Consider the following 25,516-nt stretch of genomic DNA (forward strand, 5'->3'; position numbering starts at 1 on the left):
ACTTTCACCTAAGAAAAACCGCTTTGCCAGGGATAGGGTTTCTAAAATCCTTCCCCTATGTATAGAATCCTTGCATTGTCCTCTCTTTTAGGACTCTCTCTTTTATTTTCCCAATGCCAGCCGATTGAATCTGTAGAACCGGAAACTTTGAAGATCAAAGCGGTGGGAGATTTGGTCATGGGAACCAATTATCCGGAGAATAAACTTCCTTCCGATCCTAGAAACACTTTGTTCTCTCAGGTGGAGCCAAGTTTGAGAGGGGCGGATATACTATTTGCAAATTTCGAAAGTACTCTGACTGATTATCCTCACTGTGCTAAAAATATAAATCGTCCTCTTATATTCGCTTTCAGGACTCCTCCATCATATGCAAAAATCCTAAAGGACGTTGGATTCGATATAGTTTCCATCGCAAATAATCATAGTTTGGATTTTCACCAACAAGGTTTCGAAGATACAGGTAAAAATCTTTCAGAAGCTGGAGTTAGATATACCGGCAAAAAAGGTGCGATCACTTATATGAACGTAAAAGGAATTTCAGTGGCTTGGATCGGATTCAGCCATATGGAAAGCGCTCATAATCATGTGAACCAAATTGAAGAAGGTGTAGCACTCGTAAAAGAAGCTAAGAAAAAAGCGCAATTAGTCTTTATATCAGTTCATGGTGGAGCAGAAGGTGGGCCAGCTTTACACGTAAAAAATGAACAAGAAAGATTTTACGGAGAATATAGAGGAAACCTCGTCGCTCTTTCTCACGCATTAATTGACGCAGGTGCAGACTTATTCATCGGACACGGACCTCATTTACCTAGAGCATTTGAATTGTATAAAGGAAAACTGGTCGCTTATTCTTTAGGAAACTTTTTAGGATATAGAGTATTCTCCACGAAAGGATACGGTGGATATTCTTTGGTCTTAGAAGCAGACTTAGATAAACAAGGGAATTTTATCAAAGGTAAGATCCATCCGTTACAATTAAGCCAAAATGGAATTCCTGCTCCAGATCCAGATGCGAAGACTACAGAACTCATTCAGTCTTTGACGAAATCTGATTTCCCAGGAAAAGGACCTAAAATCCAATCTGACGGAAGCTTCCATCCTTAATTGAAACGAATCCATGTAGGAGCTCCTACAAATTCGACCCCAATTTTTAATTGTAAATTTTACGATTTTATGATATAGGGGAAATGGCTTCTCCCACTAACCCACCTCCTCCACCCTAAGCAGGGTGGGGGCCGTTTTTCAAAATTCATGCTCGATCAAGCTTAGTGCGTTAACTTCAGTTCCATCTCGTTTGACTTTCGTCACCGACTCAGCAAAGCTGGTCGTCTTCTCGCTCCCTATTAGTCGCTGCGAAGGGGTGGGGGCCGCTCCGAAACCTTGTTGGAATTCCAACAATAACACTAATGACCACTCTAAAATAAAAAAGGCCAATATAGGAACTCCTATATCGGCCTTCTTATCAATAAAATCTTAATGTAAATTATTGGGTTTTGCTAGCCGGTTCCAACGCGCCTGCAGGTGCTTTGAAGTTGATCTCATAAATATCATAATGAGAATCTCTCCAACCAGTTACATAAGCTACAGAAACTCCTAAGAAATATCTAAGTCCGAATTTAAGAGTGTTCGTGGCGAATGCCGCAATCTCTTCGTCTGTCACAGAAAATGGGTGAACTTTATTTCTTGTTTCATCCAGATACAATCCTTCCCAGGTTCCTATCGCAGTTCCCTTATATTCTAAACTTAGAATACGTCCAGTAACGGAAAAATTTCTTTTTCCTCCGGACTTACTTTTACTTACGATCTTATCGGGAAGACCTTTCGGTAGGGATTTTTCCTGAAGTTGAGCTCCAACAACTTCGTAATCGGAAGACAATGCAATAGGTTCGAATCTATGGATCCTGTATTGGACCAAAATTTCTTGGTTTAAACTTTTGCTTAAGAAGTTTACCACATCTGCGTTCTCAGGACGTACGCTAAATTCGATCTTTTGTTTTGCTGGAACAAAACATTCGTCCTTCATTTCGTCGCAAGCTTCTGAATCGTTTATAGTATAAACTTCTAAAAGACCTTCGTAAGATTCAAAGATGACCCCTCTACTTTCGAATTGGATCAATTTTGCAACTGTCCAACCCTCGGAATAAGTTCCGGCTGCTGATAAGGATGAGGTAGTTAGAAGAAAGATCCCTAATAGAAGAAATCTTAAGGATGGAATTCGTTTCATTCGAGTTCGGTGCTCCCTGTTGTGTAGGTAGACCCAAAGGGATTCCCTTTAGGTCACGAATTCGAGAATCCTTTCCGGTTTTTATCTTACATCAAGAAAATATTTCTTTTATCTATTGAAAAATCCGCATGTAAGTCCCTCTGTGATCTCGGTGTTCTCCGTGTGAACCAATAAAAACACAAACAAGTTTCGCTCAGAGCCCACGGAGCACACAGAGTTTTCATTTACAAAACCCGCCAGGGATGTATAGGGCGCGAAGCGTCCTGAGCGTATGCGAAGGACGAGGACGTATGTCCGAGCCCGGAGCAGCCCGGTCTTGCGTAAGCAAGAGGCGGCCAAGCCTTTTTCAGATTGCCCCGCCCACTTGGGTTGGGAACCTGGTCTTGCAAGTAGATCGGAAAAGGGAATCCGGTGAAAATCCGGAGCTGTACCCGCAGCTGTAATCGCCTAAACGGTCGGACAAAACCACTGTCGAATGACGGGAAGGGTCCGAATCGGGCGTGAGTCAGAAAACCTATCAGAGCTACTTTCAATTCTCTGGCTTTCGGGAGTTAAGGCCTCAATGCACAAAAGACCCAAACGATTCCGCAAGCTCCTCCATCTAGGGCTCTTTTTATTTTCCGTCCAAATATTCTCCCAAGAGTCCCAGAAGACTGAAACTTCCACAGTAAAAGTGGTAGGAAAGACCAGTTCCAATTCCCAGCCTGAAAATTTCAGAAAGAATCCGACAGGCTTCCAGACTTCAATTAATTTGGACCAATACAATGCACGTTATACGAACCTTCCGGACGTTTTAGAAAGAGAAGCAGGGATCAGGATCAGAAGATACGGTGGTCTCGGTTCTTATTCTACTCTTTCTCTTAGAGGTACGAACCCTAACCAATCTAGGATCTTTATAGACGGAGTTCCTTTTAATAATTCGCAAGGTGGAGAAGTTAACCTCGCAGATCTTCCTTTCGACAATTTACAAAGTATAGAAGTATATCGTAGTGGCGCCCCGGTTGGATTTTCGGGTTCAGCAATAGGTGGAAGTGTAAACTTAGTTACAAGAATTGGATCTGGTCCTCCTAAAACGAGAGTGAATATTGGAGCAGGAAGTTTTAATACAGGGAAAGGTAGCATAACGCATACCGGTACTTATGGCGGAATTGGGACGAGTGTATTTTTATTGGGAGAAAAATCAGACCAAAACTTCTCCTATTTAAACAATCATGGAACCTTGCTTGTAAATCCTCTGGACGATACGATCGATAGAAGAAGGAACGCTCAATATGAGAGAACTTCTGGTATGATCGGTCTAAGTGGTGATATTGGAACTACAAAGATCAAATTTTGGAATGATCTAAATTATAGATTTCATGGGATTCCCGGGCCTGCAAGTAACCAAACACAACAAGTTCATCGCAGATATCTTAGAAATACTTCTTCACTTGGGACAGATACAAAAGGTTTGTTTGATGGACTGCTAAGGCTTGAAACTAGAACTTTTACTTCATTTACGAATGATGATCTATTCGATCCTAAATCTGAATTTTCGAAAGGAACTCCAAACTCGACTGCACATATGGGACAGTCTGGATTCCAAGTCACTCCTACTTTTTATTTATTAGAATATTATCAAATTTTGAAATTCCACGCAGGAGTCGAAAGGGAAACTTTCGAAAGATCCAGGAGTACTCCTCAGAATATAGATCTAAAATATGAGCCAGGAAAGACTCGGACTTATACCACTTTTCAAGTTGAGGATGAGTTTAGATTCCTGGATGGAAAGTTAGTTTTGACTCCGGGAGTTTCTTGGGATTCCTACAGAGACAAATTCCAATCTGACGAACCTTGGTATAGAAAGCAAGATCCTCTTGCTCCTGCTATAAAAACCACTGAGTTTTCGAATCCTAAAACAGGACTTCTTTGGAGGTTTTGGGAGAAAGAAAATTATTCTTTGGAATTCAAATCCAATATCGCAAGGCAATATAGGATCCCAAGTTTTTTGGAATTATTTGGAGAAGTCGGAACAATCATAGCAAACGATTCTCTTAAACCTGAAAGAAGTGAGAATGCCGACGCCGGTTTCACCGGGAAATATAAAAACGGGGAACTCAAATCCAATATTACAATTTCCTATTTTAGAAAAAGGATCAAGGACATGATCCTATTCATTCCGAATTCACAATTTACTTTAAGACCTGAAAATGTAGACTCAGCGAGAATTGATGGAGCGGAGATTTCTCATAAGACTGAATACAAAGGTTGGAAATTTTTATTAGAATATACATACCAAGAGGCGATCAATACTTCTCCTGCACCATATCTGAATGGCAAATATCTCCCACTTAGGCCTAAACACGAGATCTCAGGAACAATCGCATATAGAGGAAAAAGATGGGAACTCGGTTTCGAAGGAGTATATGTAGGGGCTGTCTTCAAAGATAGGACAAATGAATATGTAAATTACCAACCTGCTCGTCAGATTTGGAACGCGTATCTTACTCTTGTATTATATACTTCTCCTGAGGAAGAAGATCCTACCAAAAAAGGAGAAAAGACTCCCAAAGAACTGCTCTTAAGTATAGATCTTAGGAATATGGGAGATAAAAGAGTCGAGGATATTGTAGGATATCCTCTACCGGGAAGAAATTGGTTCATTACCTTAAGCGGGAGGTTTTAATATGAAATTTGTATCACATATCATTCTTTCCTGCTTAGTGATATTCTTTTCCTTCTGTGGAGATATTGAAAGGCCACCTTTATATACTTTATTCTTAACTCCAAATCTTCCCAATAATATCGGAGTAGTAACCACCGACTTTGCAAGTGGGGGAAGGTTTAAGGTATTAAATCCTGAACTTCTTCTTTCTTATCCTGGATTGACACCAATTCATTCAGACGCTGTTGCTAGATTTGGAAACGACAAAGTATATATTCTCAATCGTTTAAATAGGGATAGTGTTCAAGTTTTAGATCCAGATTTCGGATTCCAAACTGTATCGGAATGGTCCATGGGAGCCGCAACAAATCCTGCTGATATTGCGATTGTAGGCCAGAACAAGGCTTATGTATCACTTTATGGATCTAGAATATTAAAGATCATTCATCCTTTGACTGGGACAAGTTTAGGGCAGATAGATCTGGGTGGATATTCTGAGCCAAGCGCTATCCCTGATAATCTGCCCGAAATGTCCGGAATGCAGATCGTTGGAACCAGTCTTTTTCTAGTATTACAAAGATTGGATCGAAATGACCCAAGCGGGTATTTTCCACCGGGACCTTGGGGTTCTCTTCTTTTAGAAATAGATACCGTAACTGATTCTATTATTTCTACTTATACATTTCCAGTTCCGAATCCAGTTAGTAAACCGCAGATATTGGAACTTTTCGGAGAGACTCATATAGTTTTTGCTGCAGCAAATAGAATGGGTTTTTTAAGCCAGATTGACGGCGGGGTAGTGGCATTTCGACTTTCTTCCCGCACCTTTCGTTCTGGCTTTTTGTTTTCAGAGGCTGCTGCCGGCGGGGATATCCTAGGAGTTCAGATCAAAGACGAACAATTGGGTTATGCAAGCGTTCTGGATGCTTCTTTTAATAAAACATTACAAGTATTTAATCCAAGTACAGGGCAGAAACTGGCGACTTTACTGTTTATTCCTTCTTCTTATGATGCGAGCCTGACCACAATCTTGCTTGCGGACGATGATATACTTTACGTTTCCAATACCGAGTTTTCACAACCGGGAGTTACAATGTTCGATACCAGAGATAATCGGCTTTTAACTCCGGTTCCTATCTCTGTGGACCTCCAACCTTTCGATTTGATACAGCTAAAAGAATAATTCGAATAGAATTCTTTACACTAAGTCGAAACCGGATTGACAAAGCATTAAAAGAATGGATGATCCTTCGTTGTTTTTCGGAGGCCTATTGCTTGATTTCCGATATGTTCCAAATGATCGCTGCCGGTCATAAAGCTCAAGTTATCTATTCATTGAGAGAAAGTCCGGACCTAGCTTCCAAACAAAACCCGGAAGGGATTACTCCTGTACTATTCGCTCTCTATTACGGCAAAGAAGATATAGTAAATTCATATCTTACCCTAGGGATTCCACTAAATCTATTCGAAGCTTCCGCATTGGGAGAGGAGGAGAGGGTCAGAGATCTCGTAAATTCAAATCCGAGTGTAGTTCATTCTTATAGCCCTGATGGCTGGACATCTTTACATCTTGCTTCTCATTTCGGAAAACTTTCGATTATTGAATTTTTATTGGAGAATGGAGCGGATATACACGCTAAATCAAAAAGTAAATTATCGATCGGTAATACTGCATTACATTCTGCAGTTGCTTCTTGGAGAGCTGATGCAGTTGCATTACTTTTGGAACATGGAGCGGATCCGAACTTTACGCAAGATGGTGGGTTTTCTCCACTTCATATTGCTGCTTCCAGACAAGGGAATGAACAGATCGTTTCTTTATTATTGAAGAAGGGAGCAAATCCAGATCTAAAAACTGAAGATGGCAAAACGGCTAGAGAGATCGCAGCAGAAAGAGGAGTTGCGTTTAGCGCTTAGATCCGCTGGAAATTTGCGCGTAGGATAATATTATATTTTTCTAAATATTGCAAATAAGACTATGATCTGTATTCCTAAAAGGAAATAGACCCAGTACATATTAGCCTTATTTGTATTCTCGTTCCCGTGTTCTATTCTTTCCGTTTCTAATTCACCTTTTAGTCTTTCAATTTCTAAGCGGAGAAGGTTTATACTTAGAATTAGATCTCCTGTGCTTTTGTACGATGTATTTTGTGAGATGGAATTGTTTTTGAATGGCGTAAGAAACCTTTTTTGTTGCCGGGGAGTTTCATTCAACTCCGCGAGTTCTTTTCGAATGTATTCATTCAAAGGCCATTTTTCATAAGCCTTTTCTAAATATTCTTTTGCCTTTTTGAAATTCCCCTTCTTCTTTTCTTCTCTACCAATTCCGATCCAGGCTTGGGTTAATATAAATTCTGCCTTAGAGTTGGAAGGATCTGATTCTAAAACAGAATTTGCTAATACTAACGCTTCTTCAAATTGTTTTGATTCTAATAGAATGTTTCCTTCTTGGATCCATCTGTTTTCTATAAGACCTTCTTCTGATAATAAGAACAAAGGAGAGATGAGAAGGATAAAGAAGGTTGATATTTTAAGAAATGCAGAATTTAGAAAGATTGCTTTCATCTGTCGATCCGAATCGCTTTATGAGCATATCTTCTTCTTGGCATAGATAATGAATGAGTTGTCCAGGCAGATCCTAATGGATTTCCGGAATCCAAAGAATACACGGTATTTTCAGGAATATTAATGGAAGAAGCTCCTCCAAAAGAAAAAATTTTACGAGTCTCGTAAGAAGTTTGGACAGCGGGAAAATATAAAGAAGCAGGAAGACTTGGACCCAAAGAAAAGGACCCAGAACCCAATTGGTAGAACTCAGTTCTATTTGTAGGAATAATAGAAGTCGCGGGTTGGAACACATTTCCTGAACCTGTTGAACCTCCTACAACTGCAAAATACACACCATCAGCAGGGAAAGGATCTCCAGAAGAAGGTAAAATACAAACCCCACCGGCTCCATGTTTGGATTCTCCTAAGCTTGGTTCACTGAAAGAGGTAGTAGTGTTTGCAGAAGCAGCAAAACCATCCGTGCTTGAGTTTGCACTTCCAGTATTATAGGTCCTACCACCTGTATAAAAAATAACACCATTGATTGCGCAACCTGACATATCTACCCTGCTAAATATAGTAGAAGCAGAAGAGAAAGAGATCCATTGGCCCCCAATTCCAAGTTCAGGATAGAACTTTAGAATTGTATTAAATACGGGACCGTTTGTCATATCGGTAGAATTAGAACCGGAAAGAATATAGATCTCATCTCCTACGGAGCCTGCCACTGCGCCTATTGAACCCGAAGGCAAAGAAGTTTTTGTTTCCCAGAGATCTGCATATGGATCATACACTTCTACCTTAGAAGAAGAAACATAGGTTCCAGAAACATTCTCCATTCCACCAATTACATATATTTTGTTTTTATGATGTACAATGGATGCTAATATCCTGGGAGTCGGGACGTTTGTAATGGAAGAATACCAAATATCTGTCACTGGATCAAATAGATCCACTTCTTTGATGGGAAGGCCGTCATTTCCAATTCCACCTAAGATCCAAATCCCTCTTGTTTTGGGAGGATCGTTCGAGACCCAGGTAGTAAATTCTAAAATGCTACCTTCTTCTATTTTTTGAGATCCACAGGTTAAGATCACTCTGTAAGAAGTGTTTGAATTTAGATGTTTCCATTCTAATAAATGAGTTTTAGAAGAGTTCAAACTGGGAATGATCCCATCGTTTGTATACATCGTACCCTTAGAAACATTCGAACAATTCCAAGAAAGAATTGCGGAATTCGGGCCTAGTTTAGCTACAAATGCGAACTCTGCTATAGAAGATTCTTCTCCTAAAATTTCTGATAAACCGGCGGCTGCACAAAAGCAAAATTGTAAGGAAATAGAAAGAATTATAAAAACAGAATATATCTTTCTCATATCGCAAATCCCCAAGAGAATCGGAGACCCGATCTGCAAAAATTGGAACCTTCTTCTATACTACATTGAGAACGAATACCTATCCGGATGGAAGATCGGATTTCCGTCTGCCAATTCCAACCAAATTCAAAAATCAGATCAGGATTGGTTGCAGAGAGTTTTTCATCTCCGGTTCTGGTCCAATTGCTGAGACCAGCACCCACCAACCAATAAGGAGAAGAATATCCATAATATTTTCCTAAGTATAGAGACTGGCTCCATACACTTAGGTTTCCATTTTTTCCTTTTCCGACCGACGCTTCGGAAGAAATCCCATAGAACCAAAACTTAGAGTCCGCATCTCTTTCTAAGAATGCGCCTCCTCCGTATGTGATAGGGAATGCCTGGCTCCATGGACCCCAGGAATAATATCCGGCAGCTAAGAGGCCAATTCTCCATTCTCTTTGTTTAGAAGTTTCTAATAGATATTTTTCTGGAATGATCGGAGGTTTGGATGAGATATCTTCAAAATTATGAGAGAGGATTTTATATCTATCTAATTCGACAAAACCAAGTTCCGTTTTTAAGATAAGTTTGTTCTCTTTCTTTTCGATCAAGATTCCCTTTAGTTGTGTTCCATCCGTTAGTTTGAACTCGGAATAACGATAAGAAGAATCAGGTCCCTTCTTCCTTGGATCTATTCGTTGGAGTTCCAATCTGGGAATTTTGTATTTTTTCTCTTTCCAGGAGAGAAGAATGTATTCCGGCTCTTCTGAAACTTCTTCTGCGATAAAAGCTTCTCCAGTTTTGAATAATATTTCAGAGGCAAAAAGATAAGAGGGGAAGAAGAAGATCCCGTAAAAAACAAAACTAAACTTTTTAAGCATAAGGTGCATTTCAGATAAAGAAGGTCCAAATGTAGAATTCAGATTTTCCTTATTTGGATGGGATGTGGCTTCTTAGAGTAAAAAGAAAGAAAATTATTTTGAATCCGCATAAAATATCCCAATTTAGTATATTTAAAATATTGTATGTTACTTTGCTGAGTTCTTAGTTTTAGCTGAATCTTGGAATCCGTGCGGAATATGCATTCCAAATCCAAAAATAAGCATTCTACGTGAATCCCAATTCAGGATATTTTAAAAAAGAATGTGTATATTGTGACTTTTAATATCCTAAATTGGGATATTTATGTTTGACATCGGAAATTTTAAACGCGTTAGTGCATTTATATATAAAGATCACCTTTAGGTGAGGCGCTCACAGCTCGGCTAATTCCCTTCCGGAACAAAATCCGGAAATTTACAGAAGGATTTAGCAAGCTAATGTTTAGGACCGGAAAATATTATGTAATTCTTATATTCTGCAGTGCGATTCTCTTTTTAGCTTGGAATCCTCTTCGCCCAATCTACTCATTTTTCTCCACGTTCTTTGGATTAGAGACTGAGATACCACTTCCATTTCCTGATGTTAGTGTGAATTCCTATGGTAAACCAGGGTTTTCACTTTCTATTCAAGTCCCTCCTGGGACTGGAGATATAGTTCCAGCGATCAATATCCAATATTCTGGTTCAGGCTCTGGGATTCTGGGGAAGGGCTGGTCCTTGGGTGGATTTCCTCAGATCTCTAAAAATCCAAATCTGGGAGTTCATTTTGTTTCTTCAGATGGATATACTTCTTCTCAATTTGGTGAGATGATCTCAGATACAAATGGTAATTATAAATTCAAATTCGAAAGTTTTTCTAAAACTGAGTTCGATGGTTCTATTTGGAAGATCCGAGATAAAAATGGGATCATTTATGAATATGGTAAAAACTTTTCTGGAGGTTCAAATTCCAGATTGGATAGCGATGGAGTGCCGATCGCTTTTTATTTGGATAAGGTAAGAGATCGATTCGGGAATGGTTATGATATCCAATACGATCCTGAAAATTTACAATCTGCTGATGTTTTGCCAAAAGAGATCGTATATGCAAGAGGAAATGGACGAATCCTTTTTATCTATGAAGATCGTTCCGAAAGATTCGGAGAAAAAATTTTCTCTTTAACCAAATCCCTTTCTCGAAGGAAAATATTAGAAAAAGTCGAAGTATATTCAAAAGATTCCTCAGGTTCAGAGAATTTAAGCGAAGTTTATGAATTCGACTATGATACTATAGATGGAGAAACATTTCTTTCTTCTTTCCATCGTAAAAACTATAAACCAATTGTGTTTTCTTATTCGAGTAGATCTAATCAAGTTCAGTATGTAAAATCTTCTGGAAAAACATTCCAAAATTCTTATAGAGCCTCTGATCCGAGTGTAAAGTCTGCTTGTGAGACAACTGCAGCATTTTGTACATGTACTGCCGACTGGGGTTGTATTGTTGCAAGTAAATACAGTGCTCCTTCTCTTTGCCAGATTGGAATAGAGAATTACCAGGATATTTGTACGAATGGTGTGGAGATGTCCTTTGCTGTTCCTGCGGATGTAGATGGGGATGGAAGTCCTGAAATGGTCCGGGTTTTAGGAAATATGGACGGCCAAAGATTTTCAGTTTCAAAACTTTCTTCTTGGGATACTGAAAATTTGGATCCGATCTCTGTGAGTGGAGAATCGAAGGGAAATCCAATCGGAGTTACTACAGAAGGTAGGATTCTTCCGGCGGATTTTAACGGAGATGGTAAGACTGATTTCCTGGTATTGAGATCAAACGGTGCTAAGGGGATCGTTTATTATGGCCCTGATCTAAACTCAGTAGAATATTCAGAACTGATCGCAGAAAATCTTCAACAAAGTAAACCTTATCATTTTTTGGCGGATGTAAATGGAGATGGTAAAACTGATATTTTGCAGGCGAAAACTTCTACTAAGCTCCAGGTCTATCTTTCGACGGGTTCCGGTTTTCAAAAATCACAATTATTGAATATTACAGATCCAGGAAATTCTTTCCAAGGATTTGTAGATATGGATAGAAATGGTATCCCGGATCTGCTCAGGATCAGCGGAAGTTCCGACCCAAGATTGATCTTAACATTTTATGATTTTAAAAATGGAAATTTAGTAGAATTAGAAGAAACTGAAATTTCCAGATCTTCTTTTGGAAATGACGGGGACCAATTCATTTCCGACCTGAATGGAGATGGTTATCCCGATTTCGCATTTTTCTCAGGATCCACAAGCCAGGGAACCATCCATTATTATCCATTTGATGGAAGAAAGTTTCGAACAAACGGTGGTGGAGCCTTTCAAACGGTAGATGTGAATGGAGCTTATGCAGCGAAACAAAAACAAAATTCTACTGCTTCCAGCCAGGTTTTTGCAGAGATTGATCTTACCGGAGATGGAATCAAAGATAAAGTTACTTATAATTATTCTGATCTTACAAATCCGTATTTTACGGTAGAGGTTTACGATACTTCTCTATCGGACTATCTTCCAGGTTTTTCTTTGTATTGGAATCAGGATTTGGCTCAAGACCTAAATGGGGACGGAGTTCCTGATATTCTACGAGCAAATGTAAGCACCACCGAAGAACCGGATAATGAGGATGCAGACTCTCTTCCCCAAACTGTAACTGTTCGAAATTTTTCCGTAAACATTACGAATATTACATATTATGAAATTTCTATAGATCTGAAAGATTATCTCCCTTCTGCAAACATCTCAGGAAGTTCGTCTGATAATGCTTACTTCAATTGGAGAAATAGAAAAGAATTCATAGATTTGAATGGAGATGGAAGATCAGATTTCCTGAGATATGATTCTTCTGAATCGAAACTGATCGTTTCTTATTCAAAGACTGACTCGGATGGGAATCTATTCTATTCTGCTGATGGTGATGAGTCTTGGACAACTGGAGGATACCTTCTTCCCTTGGATATTAATGGGGACGGTAAGCCTGAACTTTTGGGATTGAATGGGGATAAAAAACCACTACAGTATTCTGTGGCTTCTAGTATTCCATTAGTAAATACAATTGCGTATCGCCGGTTTCCTTATGAATCCAATTTAGAATTACATCTTCTGAGATTTAGTCCTGATATTCCTGCTGGGCTTTTGAGTAAAATTGAAAACGGTTCTTATGTTTCCGATGGAAATGTAAGTGTTCAGTTGGAATATTCTCTTTCTAAAAGCCATCCCACTGCAAACGGGTTAGGACTCTATGATCCAAATCATCCTGAAATTCTTCCATTAGTATTTCCTGATTTTGTAACGACCAAACTTACTCAAAAAGCGGGAGGAATGATCTTAGGAGAAAACTCATACAAGTATTTTTTCTCCAGATTTTATAGGGGTGGATTTAGAAATTCTGGATATTTAGGGTTCCAGAAGATAGAAGAGAAAAATACTATCTCCAACTCAATTATAGAAACAAAATATGATGCTTCTTTTTTGGAAGCTGTTGGAATTCCTACAGCTCAGACAAAATTTAAGAATGGGATCAAAATTTCTGAATCTTATAAAAACTTCCAAAAATCTTTTTCTTCCAATGGCGGAATTCAAGTCCTTGAAACTGATAGTTTGGAGAATGTATATAGAGCAGGACAATTATTCCAATCTTCTACAATAGCTAAAACGTATGATACTTATGGGAATATTATTCTAAAAGATACGAGTATCAATGGGAATACAGCCAGCGAAAAAGTTTCCTATCTGAATGATTGGAATGAAGGCGTTTTAGGAAAACCCATTGATATCCAAGTTTTGAAAAATGGAGAATTAGTCTCTCACAGAAAAATAGAATATTCTAATTTTCAAATATCTCTGGTGAAAGAGGAGTTAAGCCCTGGCGCCTGGAAAAGTGAGGAGATCCAAGCATACGACTCATATGGGAATCCGAGCCTTGTAAAAGAGTCTAACGGCAATTTGATCACTGTAGAATATGATAATATTTTACATAAATTCCCTCTTAAGATGACCAATGCATTGGGCCAGGTCACATTAAAATCCTACGATTTTTCGAATGGTTTAGAAATATCCAGCACTGACGAAAACGGTGGGATCTCCAGAACGGAATACGATTCTCAGGGAAGGCCATCAAAGAGTTATTTGCCGGGAGAAAGCGATTGGTCCGAAAAAATCGAATATGAAAACACTGGGGACCTAGAGAATCAGCTTGTCCGAAAAATCTTTCGCCGAAGTAATGGTGAGACTTGGCAGGAAGATTTGAGTAATAATATTACCAAGATCTCTAAAAGAAGAAGTAGCCTGGTGAGCGGAACTGTTCTGGTGGAGGAAACTCATCGGAATTTGGAGGGCCAGGTAACTCGAAAAATCGATCCATACTTGGAAGGATCCAATCCTTTCTCCTGGACGGATTATATATATGACCAAGAAGGCAATCAAACTAAAAGTGAAAGAAATGATGGAACAGTGATCGAATCTGAAATTACGGGTTTGATCTCTAAAACCAGAGAACTTCTTAACGGAAATCTAATAAAAGAAACCGTTGAAGAGAAAAATGCACTTGGTCAGATAATTTCTTCTACACAGCAAGGAAAGACTACTCGTTATTCTTATGATTCTGCAGGTAGAGTTTCCGAGATCATAGATCCTGAAAGTGGGACTACATCTATCGAGACGGACTTTGGTGGAAGAAAGACCAAAGTAATTCATCCTGATTCAGGAAAGATAGAATATGAATATGATCCTAATTCTGGAAAATTATCCAAACAAAAATACCAAAACGGCTCCAGCATCCAATACGTTTACGATAGTTTAGGCAGAGTTTCTCAAGTTAAAGGAGATTCTCCAGAAACCGGTGCTGTAAATTATACATACGAGTATGATGATCCTGAAAAAGAGAATGGGATTGGAAGATTAACTAAGGTAACTGATCCACTCGGAACAACAGAGTTCGGATACGATCTAAGAGGGAACCAAACCCTAGTCCTAAAAAAGTTAACAGAAGAAGATCTAGAATTTGTAATCCGTAAAAAGTATAATCTTCAAAACCAAATAGAAGAGACTAACTATCCGGATGGAAGTATTGCAAAAAATTTATATTCTGAAGCTGGATTTCTTTCTGGCATCACTCTAAGTCCTGGGGACGGAAGTGGTTCGGATTTTCCTATCGTTCAATACCAAGGCCCAATTTTAGAAGATGGAGAACTTAAGATCCAAAGAAAATTGGGGAATGGCGTCAGAACAGATATATATTATGATTTAATAAAACGTAGACCAAGTAGATTCGTTTCTGTTAAAGATACTGAAATTTATCAAAGTATAGAATATAATTATGATCAATTCGGAAATTATCTTTCTATTTTAGATAAAAAGAATCCGGTTAGGACTCAAAATTTCCAGTATGACTCGGCCAATAGATTAGTCTCAGCTTCTGGAGTTTACGGAACAGAAGAATATACATATTCAGATTCAGGAAAATTGCTCCAAAAAGGTAATTTATCCTATTCTTATGAAAATCCTTCTCATAAGAATGCGGTCACCAAAGTAACAGGGCAAAATCATTCTTATCAATATTCTTATGATGGTTCTGGAAATATCATCTCCAGAAATGGAGAAAATTTCCGTTACGATCCTTTCCAAAAATTAAAAGAGATCCAAACAGAAGATCAGGATAGTATCCGATTTGAGTATGATTTTTCAGGAACCAGGATACGAAAAACGAAATCCAGTGATTCCAGTAAGACAATCAGCTTAGGTGGATTGTATGAGGTTTCTATCTCTCCTGGAAAATCCCCCCAGCATACATTATACTTCCGAGGAAATTCTGGAGATCTGGTTGCACAATGGACCAGAACGGATGCGGTACTTGTAAATTACCAAGGTGATAATATTTCTTCTGGAAGTTCCGGAATAAAAACTGCGTGGAAGACATTAGCCTGGGCAGCACAAGATTATTCAATCCGAGGGATTAAATATCTATTCTTAGTTCCAGGAACTAATTTAGGATTTTTGTATATAACGATCATCTTAGGTTTTGGATTCGGACTTCTTTCCTTTAGAGAGGGAGTCTGGAGATCTGTATTAAAATTTACTTCTCCAATACTGATCGTTTCTTTCGCCAACTGTTCTGTTTTGATACCCGGTGGAAATGGAAATCCGCCTTGGCTAATTCCTCCTCAATTTGATTCCAATACTCCAAATGTGAATACACCTTATGAACCTGGAGGGCCAGGTTCAGGGGCGGGACTTCCTGTCGGCGGATTCTTATTTCTTCATTCCGACCATTTAGGTTCCATCACAATGGCAACAGATGGAAACGGAAATAGAATAGCAGGTGGGGACCAGGGTGGAGCATCACATATTTCTTATAAACCATACGGAGAGATACAAAGAAATGATTCCTCTGGGCCTGATGTGTTTCGCTATAAATATAACGGTCAAGAAGAAGATAAGGAAACAGGTCTCTACTATTTCAAGGCAAGATATTACGATCCTTTAATAGGTAGATTTTTGCAGGCAGATTCCGTCATGGACACAACAAGGCCGATGGGAATGGACCTGTACATGTATACTGAAGGAAATCCCATTAGATATACTGATCCAAGCGGGAACAGTATATTGAGTAGCTTCTTAGAAAGAAATGGGCTCGGGTTCTTGAACTTTAGTATTTCATTAAGTACCTTCTTTCAAAATGCATTTTATGTGAGCTCTCAACGTTGGAGTGATGCCGGTGCAAGTATTGCTATGGCATTAAATCCAGTGGGAATCATCGGTACGGCTTTCGGGATAGGTTCGGCTGCATCTATAGCCGCAGTTACTGTTGTAACAACTGGACTTGGATTAGCAATCGGAGCGGGGCTAATCGTTATAGGAGCAGCAAGTTTAGCGACTGCAGGTGCAGTTACATTAGGTGCTACAGTCGCAGTTGTGGCTGCGGCTACCGGGCTTGCGGCATCTTCTTTGGCAGCTGGATTGGCCGCGTCTGCGGCAGGAACAGCCCTTATTATTGGCTTAGGGGCATTGGCGGTCGTATCGGCTATAGTTGCAGCGGCCCTTACAGTCGCGGTTGGAACAGCATTGTTCGTAATCGGAATGATCCCGATTGCTGCAATGTTTGCTCTCGGAGTTGGAATGGGGGTTGTCGGCGCCACACTATCTCCTTTCACTCTTCAGGCATATATAGCAGGTGGATATTCCAAATCAAGTTTCAATAATATACATTGGGACGAGAAGAATGCTAGGATCGCTGCTTGTTATTCCGTTGCGGGCCAAATGCTGGCTGTGGCAGGATTCTACGGATACTTGGGATTTACTTCAATACTTGGAGCTCCGGAAGCTGCAGGATTAGCGGATGTTCTGGATACTATCGGTTACACTTTAACCATAAAAAGTATAGTAACTCAAGATTGGGAATCTGCTGGGGCTGATCTTTTACAGTATGCAGTTCAGGGATATGCAAAGAAAAGTATTCCGTTTGGTCTAATTTTAAAATCGGGTAATGCCGTTCATCAGACCTGTGGAGGAACTTTGTGAATAAGTTTCTCTTGATTTTGAAACTATACTTTCTTGCTGGTTGTGTTAATTTAGCTGGCCTAAACGAGTATAGAGGCGGCTGGGATCAGAAGGAATTTCATCAGAATTTTATTAAGTTTGAAATTAAAAGTTATAAGGATAGAAAAAATTACGAGCCGCACAGAAACATTTATAAGGTAAATAAATATTACTTTGTTATAAAGTGGTTAGATCCTGATGTCCATTTTCCTTATTCCAAAGGAGATAAGATTCCGCGCTCAATCAATCCTTCAGAAGATTATTACATTAATAAAAAAGATCTTCTTACCCGTAGTAAAATTAATCAATTTTTGCATGGAGATCGTAGAGATTACTTCGCCTATGACTGCGAGTATTGGATGCCTCTTCCTCCTGGGAAAAACGAATATGATTTACTCATAAGCGATCCAACTGATGGCAGAATTGATGGAGCCTGGCCTGAGTTTGATCTACCAGAAGGACATTCTGTTCGATTGAAAGTAACTCCTGCTATGAGAACTAAAGGTTCTGATCCGATAAATCGGAAAACTGGTTGGTATTCCACTGATCCCGAACTTACCAGGAAAGGATTTATAATCGAATTCACTATAGAGAGAAATCGTCCCGGTGAACAAGAACCAGTTTGTGACCTGGGGATTGAGTCCTGATCGTAAAAAGTAATAAATCTAGACTAAAAAAGGTAAATGAAAACAATGAAACGATTCTATATCACAATCCTGATTATACTTTCCGTTGCGAATTGTGTCGCAGTAGATACATTAGGAATAACTGATACTTATAAGGGAGATGAAGCAAAGAAAAAATTATTGGCAGCGGCAAAAATTGGGGATTATTTAACAGCAAATGCTGCTTTTACTGAGCAAGGTTATACTGGATCACAATTGGATTCTTTAGTGGCTACACAGGTTATTACTGCTTCTATTATAGATGAGGCTGTATTTAGTCTAGATGAATCCAAGTATTATAAAAAGAAGGACGTGGACAATTGCGCTCAAGTAATCCAATTCTTAGGAGTCGCATTGGATTATGATTCATTTACAACATATCTAACCAACAGGACTTGTCGTTTGAGTCCCAACGATATGTTCCTGGATCAGAATCTTGGTAAAAGTTCGAATAGCGGTAGCTGATATAAATATTTTTTAATTCGATTTTCTTCCGATTATCGCTGTCTGCCTCAGAAAAGATTTTCGATATATATAATATGAAAGATCGAATGCTTTTAATTTTACTCATAAGCATTTGCGCGATACATTTATTCTGCATATCAGAGAGCCCTGATGGGTGGAGACCAAAGGAATTTCATCAGAATTATCTAAAATTTGAAGTGAAAAACTATAAAAATCGAAAGGCTTATGAGCCCGATTGGGTCTTCTTTCAACATAATACATTTGGGTTTGGTGTGACCTGGTTCGATCCAAATGTGCATTTCCCATATTCTAAGAATGATCGTATCCCTCGAAGCATTAACCCTCCGGAAGATCGTTATATAAATAAGAAAGATGATCTATCTAAGAGTAAAATTGACCAAATTCTATTTGGTGATCGACGTATGAGCTTTGCATACGATTGCGAATATTGGATGCCTCTTCCCCCCGGAAAAAATAAGTTTAGATTTCATATTTCTGATTTTGAAGATACAAGAGAAAGAATGGTCGAACGCGAGTTTGATCTTCATGAAGATGATTCTGTAAGGATGAAAGTAGTCCCGATATTCGATAAGAAAACTGGAGAAAAATTATATCAACCCCAGTGGACTGGTACAGAAAAAGTATTTGATGGATGGGCTCGCGGTTACGAATTCGAATTTGAAATTGTACAAAATCGTCCAGGAGAACCTGAGCCGAGTTGTAATCTAGGATTCGATTCGTAAGTTTTTTACCCGCCGAGCAACTCTCTATCTTCCTGGATTACCTTCGAAACATTATGTATTCCACCTTGGAAAAGAAGACCTAGATAATCGGACAATTTTCTAAGATCATAACCGTCTTCCTTTGCAAGAAGAACCATTGCTTCGAAGCCAGCGGCAACCATCATCACGGAAGTAATCCGGATTGGATGTGGAGGGAAACCTCCTGACTTTACCATCCTTTCCAAGTCACTGTCCAATTCTTCTAAGATATAAGTCATGGAACCACCTTGGAATAAATAACCACGAATAATATCTCTGTTCCTGGTTAATAGATCCAAATGAATTCTTTCCTGCATCATTACATGAAAAACTGCAAAATAAGCATCGCTCAAAAAAGCCAGCGGAGTTTCTGCTTTCGCTCTCGCTTCTCTAATTCCTTTTCGGATCCCTTCCGCTAATTCATCCGCGATGTCCTGCATTACGGATTCCTTATCTTTATAATAATTATAGAATGTGCCCTGAGCAAGACCACTTTCTCGGATAATTTCTCGTGTGGAACATGCCTCGAATCCAATTGTAGCGAAAACCCTACGGGCTGCATTTAGGATCGCATTCCTATTTTTTGTTTTATTGTCCTGTCTTCTGGACCCGGAAGTTTCTAATTTCATTTTTAATAACGAATCGATTTTAGTTTATGAATTTTTTTTAATACTGTTTTGGCTGCGTAGTATCCACACATTCCATGCACTCCTCCTCCGGGAGGTGTGGAACCGGAACAAATATAAATATGAGGATTTGGAGTGGTATAAGGATTCATTCTTGCGATTGGCCTAAAGAATGCCTGAGGAAGATCTGCTGCTCCACCTGTGATTGCCCCACCCACATAGTTTAAATTATAAGAATAAAAATCCTTAGTATTCATTGAATGTCTGGCTAATATTCTGTCTTTGAATCCGGGCGCGAATCTTTCGATCTGATTTTCTAAAACTTCAGCCATATCCTTTGTGGAACCAGAAGGCACATGACAGTACGCGTAGCCTGTATGTTTTCCTTTTGGCGCTCTGGTCCCATCAAATTGGCTTTGTTGGACGACCAACATATAAGGACGATCAGGATGTTTTCCTGACCAGACTTCTGCTTCTGCTTTCGCAATTTCAGATAGTTTTCCGCCCACATGGACTGTAGAAGCGAGTAAACAATTCGGATCTTTCCAAGGAATAGGACCATCCAAGGCCCAATCCATTTTGAATACACCTGGCCCATATTTATAAGATGAGATTCTGTTAATATAAGAAGAAGATAATGTATTTCCTGCAACCGATCCTAATTGATCAGGGCTTGTGTCAAAAAGAATTGCCTTTGTTTTAGGAAGTTGTGATAAACTAGAAACTTTATAATTCGTTTGGAATTTTACTCCGAGTACTTTTAAATAAGACTCCAGAGATTTTGCTATCATTGCAGATCCACCTTGTACTACCGGCCAGGAACGAACATGCCCTGTCAAAGAGAACAAAAGTCCAAGCGCTCCACTTAAGAACTTCTCCAATGGAAAGATAGAATGTCCGGCGCAACCTGCGAATAATGCCTTTGCTCTTTCTTCTTTAAACCAAGAGTTTGCGAGCGACTTTGCGGATCGAATGCCTAACAGTCCGAATCTTCCTAATAAAAAAGGATGTTTTGGAATGCCAAGAGGAGCTAATGCATCAGACAAAAGTCCTTCTGGATTTTTTAGAAATGGTGAGATCAGTTTTATATAGGATTTTTCATCTGCACCTAATTCTTTCGCAGTTTCTTTTAATGATAATTTTAGTAATACTGCAGATTCTCCATCCAGAGGGTGGGCCACGGAAGCTTCTGGTTCTATCCATTTAAGTCCGTGTTTTTCCAGAGGAAGTGTTTTTAAGTAAGGAGATAAAATTCCCATAGGATGAGCAGCGGAACAAACATCATGATGAAAACCTGGTAAGGTTAACTCTTTAGTTCGTAAGCCGCCGCCTATCGTATCCGAAGCTTCCAATATTAAAACTGAAAGTCCAGAACCCGCCAAAACGGAGGCTGCTGCCAATCCGTTCGGGCCGGATCCTATGATACAAATATCATATTCTTCGGAACTGAAATCCATTATTTAGTCGGCCAAGGTTGGAGTTCCTTCAAATCGGCAACTTCTATCTTTCCGTCTTCTATCAAACCTTTTTCAGCGTCATGGATCCTGTAGTTAATAGTAGATTTTCCTAATGGTTGACCTTCTATAAAGATGCAACGAAGTTCTTCATCCTTGAACCCACATTGAGCTTGTACGGATCTAAGTAGTTGTTCACTATGTAGGTGACCTTCTCCGAAGTTCCAGCCAACGACCATTCCTGCTACCAGTTCACCTTCTACCCATTCATACTTTTCAAAGTTCTTAACTGCTTTTGGTACAATTTTTTGGAATGCCTTTCCATGTAAGTGCATGAGTCGGAAGGCCATTACCTTACTTACTAAACCAACAGATACTTTTCTTTCGTAAAACATATCCAATTGGTCATACAACCATCCGGAAGTTTTGGTCAGTTTCTCTAATTTTTTATAACTATCTTCTTTGAACATCCAAACGCTGACTGCCCAGTTTCCTGCGTAATATCTCATCGCGAGTAAGAAGGATACCCAATCAGGTCTGATGTTTCCGATGATTGGAAGAGCTAATGAGAATACGAATAAGAATGCAGCAACAGGAGCAGAATCTAATTGGAAAGGAGTGATAGTTGGGTTTGCTCCGAACAAGAAGAAGCCGGAGTAAACTACTAAGAAGTTCCATTCTATCGGAACTCCCATTGGGAAGTTACTTGTGATATAACTATGTAGGAATACCATCATTCCGAGTCCTAAGTATAGAACTGTTTGAGAACCGGTCATGATCGCAGTAAATAGAACGATTGGAGTTCCCATTTCCAAAACGATCCCCATATTTGCTTTTGCTACTGCTGTAGAAGAAGGACGAAGATCTTCCGGATAATTTTTATACATTGCTTTTCTGAACCAAGCAAAAGGAGTAAATGGGCTATTACTCGCCATCACACAAACTACACTCGGGAAGTGAGAATTGAGTTTAGAAAATCCTGCGAATAACCAAATAGAAAGTTGAACAATCATCGCACCTGCAATCCAGTTCTGTGCGAATGCAAATACTACTATAGTTACCCAATAATGTTCTGCTCTCGCTGCAAGAAAAACAGTTTTATCTAATATTCCAGCAATGACCAAACCAATGATGATCGGCAAAAATTGTTCAAATCCTGGAGCAGGGTGGATCAAACATAGAGTAGAATAAACCAAAACCGAAGCGTAAGCTACGATCTCTAGAATCCCTCTTGTTCTTCCTCCGATGATAGGAGCTCCTTCGAATAAAGGCATCTTAGTGGTCTTAGGTCTTAAGAAATATAAGAACCCACCTACAGGAGGGAAATATCTTCCTGTTAACGGACCGCTTCCACATCCAAGTCCTAAAACTTCGAATAACAAACTCCAAACGATTGCTTTTTGAAAAGCAACCGGAACGAACCACCAAGAGATGGTATCCCAGGTTCCAAGCCCTGGACTGAAAGAGCAGAAATAAACCCAACCAGCGATGTATAATGCTATCTTTAAGACGTAAACGATATATGCTCCAAGAGGGGAGCCATAACCTTGGACTGCCCAGGCTTGGCAGGACAAACGAGCCCTGTCCGCGAACGACATTTTCGCCCAGGCCAAGGCATCATAGGGGGGAGCTTTAGGAAGGAACATCTTTCTCTCCGTATTCTATATTTAGAGGGAGTGATATACCGAGGTCTTGAGAAATGTCAAGAAAAAATGACTAATTGGTCACATTTAGAATGTGTTTTATAGTCAATTCTTCCTGGATCCCAGAGTTTTCTAAAAACTTCTCATCGTGAGAAACGACTATAATTGCAGCCTTAAACTCACGAATCAGCCCTTCCAGAAATTCTATATTTCCTAAATCTAAATTATTTGTGGGTTCATCTAAGAGTAGAAGTTCCGTTTTTTCCGTACTTAACAGTCCTCTTGCCAATGCCGCTCTCAAACGTTCTCCTCCGCTGAGTGTATAGGCTTTTTGAAAGACTGTGTCCTTGAAAAATAGGAATTTCGCCAGTCCGCTTCGGATCTCGCTTTCATCTAAAGTGGAAACATCTCTTACATTTTCAAAAATACTCTTAGAATCATCTAATTGATTACATCTTTGGTCTATATATAGAGTATTCAATTTCCCTAATGTGATTGACCCTCTTGTTTCCAAGTCTGATCCAAGTAATGCTTGCAATAAACTGGATTTTCCAGATCCATTTATTCCCTTAATCGCGACCCTAATATTTCCTTTCCAGGAAAAGTTTAAATTTTCCTTATAGATCCAATCTTGAAAACGGATATTAAAATTTTTTGCCTCTGCAACTAGTTTTTGAGAAGGTATTTCTTTTCCGGAAAGATCCGCATACATGACCGGATCGATTTTTAGTCGATCCATCGCATTATATACTTCTCGGATCTTCTCATTTGCTTTTTCTAAACTAGAAGTACTTACTTTTCCGGAAGTAGTTTGTGCATTACTCTTACGAGCACCTAATAATATTTTTGGTATTCCACCTTTTGCTGCTGATTTTGCACCTTTGCGATTTCTTTTTTCTTGTTTTTCGATCTGTTCTATTCTTTCTGCTTGGGCAATATCTCTTTCTCTTCTTGCTTTTTCCAGAGCGATTATCGAATTTGTTCTTTCTCTTTCCTTGGTTTCTTCGTAGGAATTCCAGCCACCTCCGTACTTGTTTAAGCCTAAATTAGATAGTTCTAAAATAGTTTCACAAAGTTTTAAACATTCTCTGTCGTGAGATATGAGCAGAAATCCGTATTCATATTCTTTTAAGAATCGGATTAGGACTTTTTTTGCTTCTCCGTCCAGATCGTTTGTGGGTTCATCCAGGATTAAAAATTGGTCTTCCAATTTTTCTGCCAGACGTACCCTCATCCATTCGCCTCCGCTTAATTGATCACAGAAACTTTTTCGATCAATACCCGTTAAAAGTTTTTCTCCGAGTAATGACCAAGAATAATTCTGTAAATATTCTTCTACAGTGATCCGTTCCGGTTTTTCTCTTTGAGGTAGATAAGAGATTGCAGAATTTCTGGAAATTTTTCCTTTGCTAGTTTCAATTTCTCCTGAGATCAATTTGGCAAGATAGGTCTTTCCAATGCCGTTTGGACCCACAAGAACAGTGCGTTCTTGTCCTAAAGAAAAATTAAGATTTTGGAATAGAATACGTCCGTCCGAAAATTCGAAAGAGACGCCATTTGCGACGATACTTGATTGCATAACAAACCCTTTGCGCGATTTAAGCGCAGATTAAGAAAATCGATTGGGATGGGTTTGTTTAAGATGCCATATGACTCCGGTTGCCCAGAGGATTATTAGACTGACGGAAAAGCTTTAAAATTGCAAGGAATTCTGCGACTATACGTTCTTACTATATGATTTTTCTGACCCCTGGGACAATGCTAAGTGAACGAACGACGAAATTCGACAGGAGTAAGTTTTGTCTTACTTTTGAATAGTTTACTAAAAGATTGGGAGTGTTCGAAACCTAATTCATAAGCGATTGCGGTTATCGGCAAATCGGTAGTAGACAATTTTTCTTTTGCCTGTTCGATCAATTTATCATGAATATGCTGCTGAGTACTCTGGCCGGTTAATACGTTTAACAGCCCGCTCAGATATTTAGGAGAAACATTCAATAGATCCGCTACATATTGAACTGAAGGTAGACCTTTTTCTCTTAAGTCTCCTTCCCGAAAATATTCGACTAAAATTTCTTCCAAACGATCCAAGAGTTTGTGATTCGTGATCTTTCTTGTGATAAACTGGCGGTGATAGAATCTTTCCGCATAATTGAGTAGAGTAGTAATATGGGAAATAATGATGTCCTGACTAAATTTGTCGATATTGGAATGATATTCTTGCCGAATATTACCAACGATATCGTTCAATACGACTTCTTCTTTTTCAGACAGGAATAAAGCCTCATTTACAGAGTAATCAAAATATTCGTATTTCCGAATATTCTTAGCCAATGCGGAATTCCAGATGAAGTCTGGATGGACGAGCAAGATCCACCCTGCATGTTCCGGTTTTCTGTCATTACCTATCTCGATCCTGAAAACTTGACCGGGAGCCATAAAGAACAAGATACCATCGTCAAAATCATATTCCTGCTGCCCATATTTCATTTTTACGGCAGAGTTCCTTTTTAGAGAAATGGAATAAAAATCGAGAGTCCAACTCGTAAGATTAAAATCCGAAGAATGTATAATAGATCCATAATCTACTACACTAATCAAAGGATGTTCAGGTTTTGGCAAACCTCTCAACTGATGGAATTCGCTGATGGTCTTAATTCTATATGGTTTTTGAATGTCTTTCACGTAAGC

The 25,516-nt window shown here is 39.2% G+C and carries 17 protein-coding genes and 1 riboswitch; of the genes, 8 read left to right on the forward strand and 9 right to left on the reverse strand.

Annotation, left to right across the window (positions count from 1 at the left end):
* The first annotated feature begins 57 nt into the window (after positions 1 to 57).
* Positions 58 to 1,104, forward strand: coding sequence for a CapA family protein (locus CH362_RS11175; RefSeq protein WP_208859574.1), 1,047 nt, complete (start codon positions 58 to 60; stop codon positions 1,102 to 1,104).
* A 379-nt stretch (positions 1,105 to 1,483) separates the two neighbouring features.
* Here CH362_RS11175 and lsa26 read toward each other — a convergent pair whose 3' ends face one another.
* The gene (gene lsa26, locus CH362_RS11185; protein WP_100710436.1) at positions 1,484 to 2,224 is read right to left on the reverse strand and encodes a surface adhesion protein Lsa26; all 741 of its coding nucleotides are present in this window, start codon (positions 2,222 to 2,224) and stop codon (positions 1,484 to 1,486) included.
* Between the two features lie 361 nt (positions 2,225 to 2,585).
* Positions 2,586 to 2,760, forward strand: a riboswitch (cobalamin riboswitch).
* A 26-nt stretch (positions 2,761 to 2,786) separates the two neighbouring features.
* Here lsa26 and CH362_RS11190 point away from each other — a divergent pair.
* The 3 genes from CH362_RS11190 to CH362_RS11200 all read left to right on the forward strand — a co-directional run bounded on the left by CH362_RS11190 (position 2,787) and on the right by CH362_RS11200 (position 6,785).
* Positions 2,787 to 4,889, forward strand: a complete 2,103-nt coding sequence (locus CH362_RS11190; RefSeq protein WP_100710437.1) for a TonB-dependent receptor — start codon at positions 2,787 to 2,789, stop codon at positions 4,887 to 4,889.
* 1 nt (position 4,890) lies between these two features.
* The gene (locus CH362_RS11195) at positions 4,891 to 6,051 is read left to right on the forward strand and encodes a YncE family protein (protein WP_100710438.1); all 1,161 of its coding nucleotides are present in this window, start codon (positions 4,891 to 4,893) and stop codon (positions 6,049 to 6,051) included.
* A gap of 95 nt (positions 6,052 to 6,146) precedes the next feature.
* Positions 6,147 to 6,785, forward strand: a complete 639-nt coding sequence (locus CH362_RS11200; RefSeq protein WP_165780263.1) for an ankyrin repeat domain-containing protein — start codon at positions 6,147 to 6,149, stop codon at positions 6,783 to 6,785.
* Between the two features lie 30 nt (positions 6,786 to 6,815).
* Here CH362_RS11200 and CH362_RS11205 read toward each other — a convergent pair whose 3' ends face one another.
* From CH362_RS11205 to CH362_RS11215, 3 genes are read right to left on the reverse strand one after another with little or no spacing between them, the layout of a single operon-like run.
* Positions 6,816 to 7,433 (reverse strand): tetratricopeptide repeat protein, encoded by a 618-nt coding sequence (locus CH362_RS11205; protein WP_100710439.1) that lies wholly within the window; start codon positions 7,431 to 7,433, stop codon positions 6,816 to 6,818.
* On the reverse strand, positions 7,430 to 8,791 hold the full coding sequence (locus CH362_RS11210) for a Kelch repeat-containing protein (protein WP_100710440.1): 1,362 nt from the start codon (positions 8,789 to 8,791) through the stop codon (positions 7,430 to 7,432). Before CH362_RS11210 ends, CH362_RS11205 begins: the two co-directional genes overlap by 4 nt.
* The gene (locus CH362_RS11215) at positions 8,788 to 9,657 is read right to left on the reverse strand and encodes an LA_3334 family protein (protein WP_100710441.1); all 870 of its coding nucleotides are present in this window, start codon (positions 9,655 to 9,657) and stop codon (positions 8,788 to 8,790) included. Before CH362_RS11215 ends, CH362_RS11210 begins: the two co-directional genes overlap by 4 nt.
* A gap of 438 nt (positions 9,658 to 10,095) precedes the next feature.
* Between CH362_RS11215 and CH362_RS11220 the strand changes: the two genes are divergently transcribed.
* The 4 genes from CH362_RS11220 to CH362_RS11235 all read left to right on the forward strand — a co-directional run bounded on the left by CH362_RS11220 (position 10,096) and on the right by CH362_RS11235 (position 19,084).
* Positions 10,096 to 17,193 carry an RHS repeat-associated core domain-containing protein gene (locus tag CH362_RS11220; RefSeq protein ID WP_100710442.1) on the forward strand — a complete coding sequence of 2,366 codons (7,098 nt, stop codon included), beginning with the start codon at positions 10,096 to 10,098 and terminating at the stop codon, positions 17,191 to 17,193.
* Positions 17,190 to 17,858, forward strand: coding sequence for a hypothetical protein (locus CH362_RS11225; protein WP_100710443.1), 669 nt, complete (start codon positions 17,190 to 17,192; stop codon positions 17,856 to 17,858). The genes CH362_RS11220 and CH362_RS11225 overlap by 4 nt, the downstream gene beginning before the upstream one ends.
* Before the next feature lie 45 nt (positions 17,859 to 17,903).
* On the forward strand, positions 17,904 to 18,341 hold the full coding sequence (locus CH362_RS11230; RefSeq protein ID WP_100710612.1) for a TIGR04452 family lipoprotein: 438 nt from the start codon (positions 17,904 to 17,906) through the stop codon (positions 18,339 to 18,341).
* Between the two features lie 197 nt (positions 18,342 to 18,538).
* Positions 18,539 to 19,084: a hypothetical protein gene (locus CH362_RS11235; RefSeq protein WP_125169720.1), complete on the forward strand. Its 546-nt coding sequence runs from the start codon at positions 18,539 to 18,541 to the stop codon at positions 19,082 to 19,084.
* Positions 19,085 to 19,089: 5 nt separating this feature from the next.
* On the opposite strand, the gene CH362_RS11240 is transcribed toward CH362_RS11235, so the two are convergent.
* The 5 genes from CH362_RS11240 to CH362_RS11260 form a co-directional block, all read right to left on the reverse strand.
* Positions 19,090 to 19,731, reverse strand: coding sequence for a TetR/AcrR family transcriptional regulator (locus CH362_RS11240; RefSeq protein WP_100710445.1), 642 nt, complete (start codon positions 19,729 to 19,731; stop codon positions 19,090 to 19,092).
* Positions 19,732 to 19,733: 2 nt separating this feature from the next.
* Complete coding sequence (locus tag CH362_RS11245; protein WP_100710446.1) at positions 19,734 to 21,185, reverse strand: phytoene desaturase family protein; 1,452 nt, start codon at positions 21,183 to 21,185, stop codon at positions 19,734 to 19,736.
* The gene (locus CH362_RS11250) at positions 21,185 to 22,828 is read right to left on the reverse strand and encodes a DUF3556 domain-containing protein (protein WP_100710447.1); all 1,644 of its coding nucleotides are present in this window, start codon (positions 22,826 to 22,828) and stop codon (positions 21,185 to 21,187) included. The genes CH362_RS11245 and CH362_RS11250 overlap by 1 nt, the downstream gene beginning before the upstream one ends.
* A gap of 70 nt (positions 22,829 to 22,898) precedes the next feature.
* Positions 22,899 to 24,404 (reverse strand): ATP-binding cassette domain-containing protein, encoded by a 1,506-nt coding sequence (locus CH362_RS11255; RefSeq protein ID WP_100710448.1) that lies wholly within the window; start codon positions 24,402 to 24,404, stop codon positions 22,899 to 22,901.
* 182 nt (positions 24,405 to 24,586) lie between these two features.
* Positions 24,587 to 25,510 carry a helix-turn-helix domain-containing protein gene (locus CH362_RS11260; protein WP_244280557.1) on the reverse strand — a complete coding sequence of 308 codons (924 nt, stop codon included), beginning with the start codon at positions 25,508 to 25,510 and terminating at the stop codon, positions 24,587 to 24,589.
* Between the last annotated feature and the right edge of the window lie 6 nt (positions 25,511 to 25,516).

Source organism: Leptospira saintgironsiae, assembly GCF_002811765.1.
Classification (GTDB): domain Bacteria; phylum Spirochaetota; class Leptospiria; order Leptospirales; family Leptospiraceae; genus Leptospira_B; species Leptospira_B saintgironsiae.

Bases quoted from the DNA above. Each gene is read 5' to 3' on its own strand.
- CH362_RS11250 (WP_100710447.1), bottom strand. From the start codon at position 22,828: ATGTTCCTTCCTAAAGCTCCCCCCTATGATGCCTTGGCCTGGGCGAAA.
- CH362_RS11210 (WP_100710440.1), bottom strand. From the start codon at position 8,791: ATGAGAAAGATATATTCTGTTTTTATAATTCTTTCTATTTCCTTACAA.
- CH362_RS11215 (WP_100710441.1), bottom strand. From the start codon at position 9,657: ATGCTTAAAAAGTTTAGTTTTGTTTTTTACGGGATCTTCTTCTTCCCC.
- CH362_RS11190 (WP_100710437.1), top strand. From the start codon at position 2,787: ATGCACAAAAGACCCAAACGATTCCGCAAGCTCCTCCATCTAGGGCTC.
- CH362_RS11175 (WP_208859574.1), top strand. From the start codon at position 58: ATGTATAGAATCCTTGCATTGTCCTCTCTTTTAGGACTCTCTCTTTTA.
- CH362_RS11255 (WP_100710448.1), bottom strand. From the start codon at position 24,404: ATGCAATCAAGTATCGTCGCAAATGGCGTCTCTTTCGAATTTTCGGAC.
- CH362_RS11205 (WP_100710439.1), bottom strand. From the start codon at position 7,433: ATGAAAGCAATCTTTCTAAATTCTGCATTTCTTAAAATATCAACCTTC.
- CH362_RS11195 (WP_100710438.1), top strand. From the start codon at position 4,891: ATGAAATTTGTATCACATATCATTCTTTCCTGCTTAGTGATATTCTTT.
- CH362_RS11240 (WP_100710445.1), bottom strand. From the start codon at position 19,731: ATGAAATTAGAAACTTCCGGGTCCAGAAGACAGGACAATAAAACAAAA.
- lsa26 (WP_100710436.1), bottom strand. From the start codon at position 2,224: ATGAAACGAATTCCATCCTTAAGATTTCTTCTATTAGGGATCTTTCTT.
- CH362_RS11245 (WP_100710446.1), bottom strand. From the start codon at position 21,185: ATGGATTTCAGTTCCGAAGAATATGATATTTGTATCATAGGATCCGGC.
- CH362_RS11220 (WP_100710442.1), top strand. From the start codon at position 10,096: ATGTTTAGGACCGGAAAATATTATGTAATTCTTATATTCTGCAGTGCG.
- CH362_RS11230 (WP_100710612.1), top strand. From the start codon at position 17,904: ATGAAACGATTCTATATCACAATCCTGATTATACTTTCCGTTGCGAAT.